10 protein-coding genes are annotated in these 12,757 nt (G+C 41.9%); 7 read left to right on the top strand and 3 right to left on the bottom strand.

Going from position 1 to position 12,757, the window contains the following annotated elements; translation table 11 throughout:
- The first annotated feature begins 116 nt into the window (after positions 1–116).
- The 5 genes from mtxX to MSMAS_RS18080 all read left to right on the top strand — a co-directional run bounded on the left by mtxX (position 117) and on the right by MSMAS_RS18080 (position 4,864).
- The gene (mtxX, locus tag MSMAS_RS05525; protein ID WP_011032208.1) at positions 117–974 is read left to right on the top strand and encodes a methanogenesis marker protein Mmp4/MtxX; all 858 of its coding nucleotides are present in this window, start codon (positions 117–119) and stop codon (positions 972–974) included.
- Positions 971–1,564 carry a tetrahydromethanopterin S-methyltransferase subunit A gene (locus MSMAS_RS05520; protein WP_080503015.1) on the top strand — a complete coding sequence of 198 codons (594 nt, stop codon included), beginning with the start codon at positions 971–973 and terminating at the stop codon, positions 1,562–1,564. Before mtxX ends, MSMAS_RS05520 begins: the two co-directional genes overlap by 4 nt.
- A 171-nt stretch (positions 1,565–1,735) precedes the next feature.
- Entirely contained in the window at positions 1,736–2,668 is a 933-nt protein-coding gene (mtrH, locus tag MSMAS_RS05515) for a tetrahydromethanopterin S-methyltransferase subunit H (protein WP_011032210.1), read from the top strand.
- Positions 2,669–3,211: 543 nt separating this feature from the next.
- Positions 3,212–3,568 carry a hypothetical protein gene (locus tag MSMAS_RS05510; protein ID WP_137726798.1) on the top strand — a complete coding sequence of 119 codons (357 nt, stop codon included), beginning with the start codon at positions 3,212–3,214 and terminating at the stop codon, positions 3,566–3,568.
- A 90-nt stretch (positions 3,569–3,658) separates the two neighbouring features.
- The gene (locus MSMAS_RS18080) at positions 3,659–4,864 is read left to right on the top strand and encodes an ISH3-like element ISMma1 family transposase (protein ID WP_076611572.1); all 1,206 of its coding nucleotides are present in this window, start codon (positions 3,659–3,661) and stop codon (positions 4,862–4,864) included.
- Between the two features lie 318 nt (positions 4,865–5,182).
- Here MSMAS_RS18080 and MSMAS_RS19170 read toward each other — a convergent pair whose 3' ends face one another.
- Both MSMAS_RS19170 and ilvD read right to left on the bottom strand, forming a co-directional pair.
- Entirely contained in the window at positions 5,183–5,344 is a 162-nt protein-coding gene (locus MSMAS_RS19170) for a hypothetical protein (protein WP_015410975.1), read from the bottom strand.
- A 338-nt stretch (positions 5,345–5,682) separates the two neighbouring features.
- The gene (ilvD, locus tag MSMAS_RS05500; protein ID WP_011032213.1) at positions 5,683–7,344 is read right to left on the bottom strand and encodes a dihydroxy-acid dehydratase; all 1,662 of its coding nucleotides are present in this window, start codon (positions 7,342–7,344) and stop codon (positions 5,683–5,685) included.
- Positions 7,345–8,749: 1,405 nt separating this feature from the next.
- Here ilvD and MSMAS_RS05495 point away from each other — a divergent pair.
- Together MSMAS_RS05495 and MSMAS_RS05490 are read left to right on the top strand one after the other, a co-directional pair.
- A complete protein-coding gene (locus MSMAS_RS05495) occupies positions 8,750–10,516 on the top strand; it encodes a PAS domain-containing protein (RefSeq protein ID WP_048044839.1) in 1,767 nt (588 codons plus the stop codon).
- A gap of 202 nt (positions 10,517–10,718) precedes the next feature.
- Positions 10,719–11,168, top strand: a complete 450-nt coding sequence (locus tag MSMAS_RS05490) for a flavodoxin domain-containing protein (RefSeq protein ID WP_011032215.1) — start codon at positions 10,719–10,721, stop codon at positions 11,166–11,168.
- A gap of 141 nt (positions 11,169–11,309) precedes the next feature.
- On the opposite strand, the gene MSMAS_RS05485 is transcribed toward MSMAS_RS05490, so the two are convergent.
- Positions 11,310–12,107 carry a helix-turn-helix transcriptional regulator gene (locus tag MSMAS_RS05485; protein ID WP_011032216.1) on the bottom strand — a complete coding sequence of 266 codons (798 nt, stop codon included), beginning with the start codon at positions 12,105–12,107 and terminating at the stop codon, positions 11,310–11,312.
- Positions 12,108–12,757 lie beyond the last annotated feature (650 nt).

The following is a 12,757-nucleotide window of genomic DNA, read 5'->3' as shown; positions in this document are numbered from 1 at the left end:
GGAACTCGGGCGAGACGGAACTCGGGCGAGACGGAACTCGGGAGGGGCAAAATTAATTAATATGTGTGTTTGTTTTTCTTTGAACTACTTAAGCATTAAATAAAAGCTGGATAGATATGGAAAAGAACGGCATGTATGCCCTCCTTGAAGCTATCGAAGCACGAGCCCGGGCGAACAGAGCAAGAGTGGCTATGGGAATAAGAGACCCCAATCACAAGACTCTTGAGAGTGCATGGAAAGCCCAGGAACTGGGATATGCACAGGTAGTCCTTGTAGGAAGTAAAAAGGAAATCGATAAAATAGGAACCGGGCTTGAGGTTATAGATACCGAGGACCCCGAAAAAGTCCTTTCAGACCTCCTGGTTTCAAGAAAGGTTGATGCAGTAATAAGAGGCACTGCAAAAGCATCAGGAACCCTTTCAAGCCTTAAAAAAGCCCTTGGAATGAAAAGGATTTGCAGGCTTGCCCTTCTCCTGACAGCAGACGGGACACCCTTTTTCCTCGCTCCTGTCGGAATAGATGAAGGAAACACGATTTCGGACAAGCTTCGAATGATCACGCTTGGCGCAGAGCACATCAGGAGGCTGGGAGTCGAGCCTGCCGTAGGAGTCCTTTCCGGAGGAAGGATGGGAGATATAGGAAGGGACAGACGTGTGGACAGGACTCTCGCAGACGGGGAATTTATAACAGGGAGAGCCCTGGAGCTTGGAATTAACACCAAACACTACACAATCCTTATTGAAGATGCCGTAAAGGAATCTAACTTCATCATCGCTCCTGACGGAATATCGGGCAACCTCATTTTCAGGACAGTTGCCTTCCTTGGTGGAGGTGACGGGCTCGGAGCGCCTGTTCTGATGGACGATTACGTATTTGTGGACACATCAAGGGTCGGCGGGCATTTTACAAAAGCCATTATGCTCGCAAGTGCGCTGTCCCACCTGAACAAGGAAAGAAAAAAGGTGATTCACTGAAGCTTATCGCAGAAAACTGGCCCCCAGTAAAAGGGGACTATGTTACAGGAAAACCCGATTCAAGAATTGCAGTGGTAACTCTTGCAAGCCACCTTGATGCCTGCCCTGATGCTGCTATCTGGGGCAGTTCAAAAACCGAAAACCTGGGAGTAGAAAAGATAATAGTAAATGTAATTTCAAACTCCAATATCAGGTACGTCCTGGTCTGCGGAACCGAGTCAAGAGGCCACCTGGCAGGGCATTCTCTCCTCGCAATCCATGCAAACGGAATTGATGAACAGGGCAGGATTACCGGTTCACAGGGAGCAATTCCCTTTATAGAAAACATATCCGGAACTGCAGTCGAACGCTTCCAGCAGCAGGTTACAGTTCTCAATAGAATTGGGCTGAATGACCCTGAAGAGATCAGGAGGATTGTTGAGGACTACAGGGATAAAGGAGAAGCGTACCCTGAAGAGCCCATGCTCGTCTGCGCTCCTAAAAAAAGGCAGACTTCTTTTGCAGTCCCCACTTCAGGAGATGTAATAATTTCAGGGGAATTCGTAATGGATTCAAAAGCAGGAATAATCTATACTGCGGAAAGCCTCTGATCTTTTGAAAAAATAATGGATAAAGAGAAGTCCCGGGTCAATAAAGATGAATTCTAAATCTCAATAAATTTTAAACGTCAATAAATTTAGAACTTCAATGATAAGCCTTAATGAATTTAAAACTTCAATGATTTTTTATTTTTTATAAACGTGGATTTCGAGGGTGCAAAAATGTTTAAGTTCCAGAAAGAGCAGGAAATTGCCAATATTGCAGGAATAAAAGTGGGCGGACAACCTGGAGAACTCCCTACCGTACTTGCAGGGACCATATTTTACAACAGGCACGAGATTGTCGAAGACGCCGCAAAAGGTCTTTTTGACAGGGATGCTGCCGAAAAACTCGTAAATCTACAGGAGTCGGGTTCGGATACTACCGGAAACCCTCATATGGTTCACATCTTTGGCACAACCGCAGAGAGTATCACGCGTTATATTGATTTTATTGCAGAGGTTTCGGATTCTCCTTTTCTCATAGATTCTCCCGAAGGGCCTGTACGTGCGCATGCTGCCGGATACGTGAGTGAGATCGGGCTTGCGGACAGGGCAGTATATAACTCCATAAATATGAGCATAAACACATCGGAAATGAAAGCCCTTGAACAATCCGACATAGACAGTTCCATTATCCTGGGCTTCAATGCCAAAGACTCCTCCCTTCAGGGCAGAATGGAAATGCTCGAGACAGGTGCAGGACTGTTAGAAGAAGGCCTTCTCTCAATTGCAGATAGGTGCGGGATAGTAAACAAACTTATAGACCCGAGCATAACTCCCATGGGAAACGGAGCCGGAATAGCCCTCAGAATGACGATTGCCGCAAAAGCAAAATGGGGCCATCCCACAGGCTCAGGAATCCATAACGCCCCCTCGGCCTGGAATTGGCTGAACCGCCAGAAAGAAAAAGACCCTGTCCTGTATAAGATCTGCGACATAGGCTCTACCTGCCTCCAGCAGGCTGCAGCCGGAGATTTCATCCTCTACGGCCCTATAGAATATGCAGAATACGTTTTCCCCATGGCTGCAATGAGTGATATTATGATTGCCGAAGCCGTAGCCGACCTTGATATAGAGCCAGTAGAAAGGCACCCTATTAACTTTCTCGTTTAATTTATTAAAATACGGATTGATATCCAGAACGCAGTTTAATCCGCCCCTGAATCGAAGCCTGGAATCCTGAGTGAAAATAAGTTTCTTTTCCCGGGAAACCGTCTTTAGTCCGCAGAACAAATAAATTGACTCCATAAACTTGTCCGGAGGGCTGCCGGAAAGTAAAAAAGCACGAATATAAAAAGGTAGAGAACAGTCTGGCATGGCAGATAAGGATTCACTGGTCAAAATTAATCGTAAATACTCTTTTTTTGCTACCCTTTGAGTAAGCTCGCCTTTATTTATCATAGATTAGTCCTCCTGAATTCAGCTTAGAGAAAAAACCCGGAAACTAGTCCTCTTGAGCGAGCGAAGCGAGTGAAAAGGACCGCGTATTCCCGAGGCGCAATTCGGGCGAGGCGGCACTCGGGCGAGACGGGACTCGGGAGGCCAACAACTTATAAAAACTTTGAATCAAAAAGTATTTACTTCCAGGAAGTAGATTCAATATATAAATTCCTTAAAATGGAAAAATATCACCGGATCAGTAAAGGGAGCGGGGTAATGGCTATAATTAAAAATAAAACAAAGCACACAATTCGGTTTGTGGCTTACAGGGCTGACGGGAGCGAAATGCATCAGAAGGCTACGAAGATTCAGCCAGACAAAAGCCGGTATGTAAGCAGCAGTTACACGGGCGGTATTGACTGGTTTATTATTACGGCTTTTCTTCCGGAGAGCAGCATCCAGGACCATGTGGATGTGGATATACTGCCGGCTATAAGGAACGGAGATGATGCTCTTGCATTCGCAAAAGTGGGAATTGAAGAAAAGTTTGTATTCGTAGAAGATCCCGATAAAAAAGAATTTCGTTTTTACCGCGATGAGGAAGAGCCAGAAGGAGAGATTCACGGCTGGTGAGCTAACATAAGCCCAGTAGTTCCGAATATCCTTAGTTCCGAAACCTGTTTTTTACAATTGAAGGTATAATCAAAAAAAGTATTGAAGACTATGAAGTCGTTTGCTATGACTCCAAAAAACGACTCCATGTCTGATGTAGACACAGCCAGTTTACTGGCTTTGTCTTCTGAATTCTTTAGCATCGTTGATATAATAACTTTACCCGATGGAGCAAACTACAGCTATCAAGAGTTTCTTAACGTTTTACTTCATGCGGCAACATCTTCTACTGATTCTCTTGAATCTGCAAGTAATGATCTCAAATCAAAAGTTCCAAACACAAGAATACCTTCAGCTGATACTATTTTCAATTACATAAAATCCAATTCTATTGAATATATCCTCTCTTCTTTCCGAAAAATAAATAATGAAATTTTTAGGATGATGAAGCTTAAAAACAATGTTCATGACATCGCTATTGACTTTCATGACGTTGAATATTATGGATGCAGAGACACTCTCTGTGTAAGGGGAATCAAACCAAAGAATGGAACTTCATGGGGATATTCTTTCTGCACCTTAGATGTAATTGGGAATTCTAAGCTAACACTTGATGTTATTGACATCAACGGATTAAGCAAAGATTATTCAATTCTTATGGAATCATTGTTTGAAAGGGTTGAAAAAATGGGAGTAAAAGTGGGAACAGTATACATGGATAGAGAATTTTTTAACAGAAAAGTTATCTCAAAGATGGAGAAATACAAAGTCGATTTCGTAATTGCAGCTAAATCAAACAAAAGAATTAAGGAGATGCTTGAAAGGCATAGAAAAGAAAATAGAGATACTTCTACGGTTTTTGAATATAAGTTTCAAGGAGAAGAACAAACTTTTAACATTGTAGCAGTGTGGGATAAAGAAAAAGAATACAGTATATTTGCAACAAATAAAAAAGTGAGTTCAATAGACACATTTGTAAAGCAAATACCTGAAGAATACAGGAAGAGATGGAATATAGAAACAGGGTATAGAGTAAAAAAGGATTTTAAGATACGAACATGTTCTAAATCACCTGTTGCAAGGACACTATTTTTTGTAGTTCAATGTATCATGTATAATATTTTGAATGTATTAAAGTCAGTTCTTGACATTACAGCATACCAAATGAAATCAGTAATAAATCAAGACATTATTAAGGCAGTAAAAGAAGGAGTTAATTCATTATCCAATATTACAGTCAGGTCATTTCTTGAGTGCTTAACCAGATATAATAAAGAAAGAAGGCGAGCGCTTCGCGCTCGATTAAGAGATTTATAAATTTTTAAATATAACCAAAAAAATCATAAAATTAGTTAGTGGAAACTATGCACAAATTTTACTTCAGGACTTTAAAATACTGAAGTTTTTAGAACATTATATAAAAAATGAAATCAGAATCGATGAGATGAAAACATTTTTCATGAACTATTAAGGAAAAATTGTAAACGAATGAAAGTTGTCATTCGGAACTATAACAAATCGGAACTACTGAAGCCAGAGAAAGCTTTAAAACCCTGTTTATTTCCTTCAAAAATCCTGCTCTTATTTGATTCGCTTAATTGATACTTTATTTCTGGCTTTCAGATAGTTACGGATTTATTTGAATTCGCGGTCTTCAGAGACAGGTGAAGAACCTTCCCTTCCGCCTGCACATTTGATACAGACGCCTTTTTTATGATCCATGCACTGGCTGCATACAGGCCTTCCGCATAAATGGCATGTATGAAGCTTAGCAGGGCGCCCGCAGATTGAACACAACCCCTCTACTTCCAGAATCTCGTCCTCCCGAATTTCTCAGTATATTTTCAATAAAACGATTGCACGATTGGATTTGAATTAAAAACCAATATAAAAGATGGTCCTTGGGCACTATAAACGTTTCCAGAAGACATATTTAACTCTGCAAATAGTACCCCCTGATTAGAAAACTGACAGATTAAGACCCTGTAAATAAAAAGTAAGGAAAACAAAGAGTCCAGAAATAACTGCCTGAAACGGGCTACCTGAAATTGACTGCCTTTATTTAAAAAAAGGAGGGCTAAATTAAAAAGAGAAAAAGGAGGTTTTTACCTCCCTGAAAACGCAGTATTGAAAAGTCAGTCCACTATCCCGCCCGTGTTTGCGGAATGGACGGCACGCTGGTACCTTGCAAGGTAACCTGTGACTTTCTTTTCAGGTGGATTAAAGACAGACCTGCGCTTTTCAAGCTCTTCTTCAGAGACTTTCAGGTTCAATATCCTTTCCGGAATATTGATTTCGATAAGGTCTCCGTCCTTTACAAGACCTATAGGACCTCCTTCACTGGCTTCAGGAGAAACGTGCCCTATGCATGGTCCCCTTGTGCCTCCGGAGAACCTCCCATCAGTCACCAGAGCTACGGATTCCAGCAGGCCCATACCTGCGATTGCGGCTGTGGCTGCGAGCATTTCCCTCATTCCCGGACCGCCTTTGGGGCCTTCGTAACGGATGACGACAATATCTCCCGGTTTAACCTCTCCTGCAAGAATGCTCTTCATGGCGTCTTCTTCACAATCATAAACTTTTGCAGGTCCTGTATGTACGCGCATTTTCGGGTCAACTGCAGCCTGTTTTACAACCGAGCCATCGGGAGCGAGGCTGCCTTTGAGAACTGCAATTCCTCCTTCTGCATGAATTGGGTTTTCCAGAGTTTTAATGATCTCTTCATTCAGTTTCGGATTGATTATTTCAAGCTCGCTGATGTTTTCTCCGATGGTTTTGCCGTTAACCGTAAGCTGGTCAAGGTGGAGTTTGGAAGAAAGCCTCTGCATAACTGCTTCGACCCCGCCTGCCCTGTCGAAATGGAGCATGAAATTGGGACCTCCGGGCCTCAGAGAAATAAGGTGGGGCGTTTTCCTGCTCAGTTCGTCAAAGGCTTCAAGAGGCAATTCAAGCCCGAATTCATGGGCAAGGGCAGGAAGGTGAAGGGTTGTATTTGTGCTCCCTCCCACTGCCATGTCGACCATTATGGCATTTTCAAAGGATTTGTAAGTGACGATCTTCCTTGGCGTTATGTTCTGTTTTACAAGCTCAACAATGCGCTCTCCGGATTCCTTGGCGATGCGAACTTTTTTTGCGTCAACGGCATGTGCAGTTGCACACCCTGGCAGACTCAATCCGAGGGCTTCGGTCATACATGCCATTGTGTTTGCAGTGAACATCCCGGCACAGGATCCTGCTCCTGCACAGGAAAGGTTTTCAAGCCTTTCAAGCTCAGCTTCGGAAAGTTTGCCTGCCCTGAAGGCGCCGACACCTTCAAAGACTGAAATAAGGTCAGTATATTTGTCGTCCACATATCCGGGGAGCATAGGCCCTCCTGTTACAACGATTGCAGGAATGTCAAGCCTGCCTGCTGCCATAAGGTGCCCGGGGACGATTTTGTCACATGTGGGGATAAGAACCATGCCGTCAAACTGGTGGGCTCTGACCATCAGCTCGATAGTGTCCTCTATAACCTCCCTGCTTGGGAGAGAATATTTCATACCCTCGTGCCCCATTGCAATCCCGTCGCAGACCCCTATGGTGTGGAACTCGAAAGGAACTCCCCCGGCGTTCCTGATTCCTGCCTTTACAGCTTCAGCAAGTTTGTTCAGATGAATGTGACCAGGAATTATATCGTTCCAGGAATTGACAACCGCTATGAACGGCCTCTTCATTTCCGCGTCCGTGACCCCTGTTGCCTTCAGAAGGGAACGGTTTGCGGCACGTTCGGGCCCCTCTTTGATAATGGCACTTCTCATAATGAATCTCCTGTTAGTCTCTCTTTGTTATCTTGACACTGAAAAGTATGAACGTAATCCATTATAATGTACAGATAGATAATGTATAGATAGGAAAAAACTTCATAGTATAAACAGCTTGGGGAAGAAAAACTGCAAAGAGGCTGAGAGAGTTACCTGAAAGTTATAAAACGGGATAAAAATTAAACAGTGTGTCGCTGGGATAAGACCTCCTGTTGCAACGTTCTGGTTTAACAATAAAAGGACATAAAAAGGACAAAATCTGGAAAAATTACCCCTGTTAAAGCCTCAAAATGGAGATTTACTATCACAAAACGGAAATTAAATATAATAATATCCAAATATTTATATAGCCAGTCATTGATGTTGATTTTAGCATAGTGAACGGGCCTGCCCCTAACTACACATTTACAAGATCACACCAACACCCGCCACAACATCTAGCCACCAGGGGCTGTACCCGTTCACCGAGTTTATTTTTCACATGTATGTTTTTTATCATGTTTTTAAAAATATGGCTTTTTTTTCACAAACTTTTGTTCAGAGGAGATTAGACTTTTTTTCCCTGATTACAGGAAAAAACTCAGCATATAAATAGTAAAAAGAATAGCTAAGAGCAGGAATATAACTAATGAAAAATATAACTAATGAAGAATATAACTAATGAAAAATATAACTAATGAAGAATATAACTAATGAAAAATATAACTCATTAATCCAATCGGACAAATGATTTTGAAATAAAAGGATCACAGTAAGGTATCCCTCAAAACCTTACTGCAGATCCTTTTATGGAGGTTTTAGGTTTTTGGACTATTTTTGCTCTAGCCTTTTTTGACTTTATCCATTTTTTTATTTTTTGCCATTTTTCAGATTTTTTGCCATTTTTTGTATTCCATGTTTGCAGTTTTTACTGCACTCCGGGCATTTCCTGAAATCCTGTTGGTTCCGCTTTTGGTCGGCAAGTATCCGGATAGAATATTGCTATTCTCCTGATGGGGTTCGTAAAGGGTTCATGAAAGATTGAGCGAATCCACAGTTTTCCGGGACATACACGGAATACGGAATCTTATTACCTTTTTTATACTATAAATAAGATTCCATAGATGCCAAAAAGAAATACAGAAAGAAAAGGCAGCGTTGAAGAAGCCCGGCTATTTTGATATAAATATTTATCTAATTCGCAGAATGCAGCCAGACTTGAGGAAATTCCAGAACCAAAAAAACTGATATTTGATAAAAACCAAATTATATAAAAAAGGCGAATAGGAAACCAGGAGCTGACCTGCAGACATGCAAACCTGTGAATCAGGACACATGCGGATTTGCAGTCAGGCAGTCTGCTGCTTTGAAAACATCTGTAAGTAAATCATTTAGAACCTCTTTGCCAGGCGGCTGGAAGAAGATGAACGATAAGAATGCAGGATATGAAGAAAAAAAGAACAGGTATCCCGATTCAGCAGATGTTGCAGGCGGCGAAAGGGGGAAAGCCTTCCATGCAGCCCTGGAGAGGGAAGAGGCTCTGAAAACGATAATCAATAACAGTCAGGTAGTGGTATTTCTCTGGAAAAACGAGGAAAAATGGCCTGCAGAGTTTGTTTCCGAAAATGTGGTGAACTTCGGATATACCGTGGAGGATTTTATCTCGGGCAGGGTACTGTACGGAGACATCATATACCCCGAAGACCTGAATAAAGTTGGTGAGGAGCTTCAAAAAAGGATTCTGATGGGAGCTCCGGACTTCAGCATGGAGTACAGGATTTTTTCAAAAGCCGGGAAAATACGCTGGGTGAATGAAAGGAGCTTTATTGAAAGAGACCAGGAAGGAAAAGTAACCCACTTTCAGGGTGTTGTACTCGATATCACAGAGAGGAAAAGAAGTGAAGAAAAACTGAAAAAAGCCCTGGAAATGCAGAAAGTGCTAACTGCGGTAATCAACAACAGTCCTGCAGTGGTCTTCCTCTGGAAAAATGAAAAATACTGGCCTGCAACTTTTGTCTCTGATAATATTGTACAGTTCGGATACACAGCCAGCGATTTCATATCGCAGGGTATCCTTTACGGGAAAATAATACATCCCGATGACCTGAAAAGGGTTGAAGGAGAGCTTGAGAGGCATATCCAGAAAGGGGAAGTAAGCTTCAATTCCGAATACAGAATTTTAACAAAAGCCGGAGACCTTCGCTGGGTTAACGAGAAGACTTTCATTCAGAGGGACGGAAACGGGAGTGTTACCTGCTTTCAGGGAATAGTGCTGGATATAACCCCCAGGAAAAAAATTGAAGAAGCTCTGAGAAAATCCCTGGAAATGCAGAAGCTTCTGAAAACGATAGTCAATAAAAGTTCAGCAGTAGCTTTTCTCTGGAAGAATACGGAAAACTGGCCTGTGGAGTTCGTTTCGGAAAATATAACACAGTTTGGATACAGTGTGGAAGACTTCACTTCGGGAAAGATCCTCTATGGAGATATAATTTACAAAGAAGATATCAATTCGGTCTTTGAAAGCCTTGCACGCGCTGTCAGGGAAGAGTTAGACTCTTTTGAAATGGAATACCGGATTCTTACAGGAGACAGAAATGTTCGCTGGGTTGAAGAAAGGACATACATCCAGCGGGACAATAAAAACACTGTTACTCACTTCCAAGGAATAGTCGTTGACGTCACGGAGAGAAAAGAAGCCCGGGAAATGCTAGAGATTCAGAGAGAACTCAGCATAGCCCTGAGCAGCACCTGGAACCTCCAGGCTATGCTTAACCTTATTCTTGATTCCTGCCTGAAGATAAGGGAGATAGATGCAGGGGGCATATATCTTAAAGACGAGCTTCTTGACCAGATCAACCTAGTAGCACACAGGGGGCTTTCTTCTGACTTTGTAGAAAAAATTTATGCATACAGGGCGGACTCTCCGGAAGCAAAGCAGGTCTGGACTGAGAAGCCGGTATATAAACTGAGCTTTTTTGCGGAAGAGATGGCAGGCATGTTAAGGAAAGAAAAGATCACTGCAGTCGCAGTAATCCCTATGAAACACAGGGGCGAGGTAATAGGCAGCCTGAATTTTGCCTCCCATACTGTGGACAGGATTCCGCATAATGTCCGCAATTTCCTTGAAAGCATCGCCCTGCAGGTTGTAAACTATATAGCCCCTATACGGATAGAGGCAGACTTTATATGATAACCTCCAGCGAAAACTGAACCTTATTAAGATGACGAAATCCTTATTTAAAACAAATTTTATAAATAATGTCGAATTGGGGAGCGAGAAAGCCAGGGTTGTACCTTCCATCTCTGAGCTTTAGATACGCAAGTGCCGGTTTTTGCTCTCCTTGTCCGGAACTGCACTGGTATCATAATTTATTGCTAGAGGAGGAGAGAGGTTGAAAGCAATAGTAGTTTATCTGAGTACCTCAGGGAATACAAAGGATATGGCTGAAGCAATAGGGAACGGGATAGAGTCAAAGAATGTGGACGTAAAGGTCGTCAGTTTCTATGATGTAAAGCCTGAAGAACTCAAAGAAGCTGAAGCGATTGCGGTTGGTTCTTCGACTTTTTACTACAAGATGCTGCTGCCCATGGAGAAATTTATGAATGAGACCCTTGTTTCCATCAACCCGCAGGGCAAGCTGGGAGCTGCTTTCGGGTCTTACGGGTGGAGCGGGGAAGCGCCCATAATGATAGCAGAAAAGATGAGGGAACTGGGGATGACCGTTATAGACCCCGTACTCAGGATCCTTCACAAGCCCACGGACAAGGACCTTCAGGAATGCAAGAGGCTTGGAGTAGATATTGCCGAAAAAATAAAGCAGAGAAGTAAAAAAACGCAATAACGGTCAAAAGAATCCTATTCAGGAGATTCCGGCATAATAACGGAATCCTGTTAACCGGAAGAAGACCATCCAGAGCTCAAAAATAGTTGATATAAAGGGCATCTGGTGGCATCTTATTTTTTCTGCTTCCACAGATTTTTGTTACTTATGAGGGACTTCAGTAATTTGCGTTGAATCAAGCAGCAGTTCATTGAAAAGTTCTGTCCCCAGACTCAGCGCGGCAGGCTCGTGGCATATAAGGCTCTCCCTGTCAAAATGCCTCTGGTTTTTAGGGAAGAGTGAAAGCATAAAAAATTTGTCGGTAACTGTAAGGCTTGCAATTTTCAGCTCGCCCGAATATCGGAAAAATTTTACGTTTTTAAGAGCCAGCATATCCCTGAGATCTTCAATATAATCAGTATAATACCGTTCATAGACGGATTCAGACATCAGGAATGAAAATTCAACCCCTTTTTTTGCCAGCTCCTGGCAGAGAGCAATCATAGGCGGATAAAAGTAAGCTATGGCTTCAAGGATGTAAGCGGAGCTTGAAAGTCCTTCAACAACTTCAGGGTCGAGCTCGAACATGCGGTCGAGGTCAGGCTGGATCAGTTTACACTTACCGAGCTCTCCAAGCCTTTTCTTAAAAGAGAGGGTAAACGCCTGCAGATCCTTTTCCGACCAGTACTCGAAATTGTCTTCAAAAAGCTCTATAGTGCTGACGAGAGGCTGCATTTTTTCAACGAGAACTTTTCCGATAGGAGAGAGAGTATATGACCTGTCTTCCTGTAAGACCAGGGACATATCTTTTAATTTCTTAATCTGGGGAAGGATAGAAGTGGAAGTTACCTGAAGAGCTTCCGTAATTTCATCCATGTTTTTGGTCCCGCTTCTGAGAAAAAGCAATAGTTGTTTTCGTTTATCGGAAAGAAAAATCAGCTCTATGAGTTCCAGTTTCACCCTTCAGTCTCCTATCATTGCTAAAGCTAGAAAGATAAAGATAAGACTAAAAATATTACAGCCATCAAAAATATATAAGTTATTACCTTGTTTGACTATTTCATCGGATAAAAATCAGTTAAGATTTAAAATTTCATTGAAGTAAAAATTCAATTAAGGCAAAAATTCAATAAAGATAAAAAATTAGCTTAAGATTAAAGTTTCTTAAAGTTGAAAATGCAATTAAGATAAAAATACAATTAAGATAAAAATTCAATTGGGTGAAAATACAATTAAGGCGAAAATGCGATTAAGGCAATAATCCAGCTAGAACTCTGAACTATAAAACCGGATACAATAAAAATCCAGACCTTACTTCTGACGGTTTTTAAAAGGTATGAATAAATAGAAGGATTTTGCAGCCGAGAATTTTAAGAGTATACACCAAAGTAAAAAACAAAAATAGTCCAAGCAAAAATAATCCCCAGGCTCAGTCCAAAAAAAATCCTCGGGCTCTGTAGCTCCCGCTAGCTAAATGTCGTTATTGCCCGGTTTACGGGAGTAGTTTCCAGGCTCCTTAAACTAAAAACTGAATCCGGGACTGGAGAACAAATAAGGATATTTGAAAGATGTTTAGTCTTTCAATATTATCCTGTTGTACATAAGAACGA

Origin of the sequence: Methanosarcina mazei S-6, assembly GCF_000970205.1 — an archaeon.
GTDB lineage: Archaea > Halobacteriota > Methanosarcinia > Methanosarcinales > Methanosarcinaceae > Methanosarcina > Methanosarcina mazei.
This window is presented reverse-complemented; position numbering and strand designations above follow the sequence as displayed.

Excerpts from the sequence above, each read along its gene's own strand:
- MSMAS_RS18080 (WP_076611572.1), top strand. The coding sequence starts at position 3,659 with ATGAAGTCGTTTGCTATGACTCCAAAAAACGACTCCATGTCTGATGTA.
- MSMAS_RS05495 (WP_048044839.1), top strand. The coding sequence starts at position 8,750 with ATGAACGATAAGAATGCAGGATATGAAGAAAAAAAGAACAGGTATCCC.
- mtxX (WP_011032208.1), top strand. The coding sequence starts at position 117 with ATGGAAAAGAACGGCATGTATGCCCTCCTTGAAGCTATCGAAGCACGA.
- mtrH (WP_011032210.1), top strand. The coding sequence starts at position 1,736 with ATGTTTAAGTTCCAGAAAGAGCAGGAAATTGCCAATATTGCAGGAATA.
- ilvD (WP_011032213.1), bottom strand. The coding sequence starts at position 7,344 with ATGAGAAGTGCCATTATCAAAGAGGGGCCCGAACGTGCCGCAAACCGT.
- MSMAS_RS05510 (WP_137726798.1), top strand. The coding sequence starts at position 3,212 with ATGGCTATAATTAAAAATAAAACAAAGCACACAATTCGGTTTGTGGCT.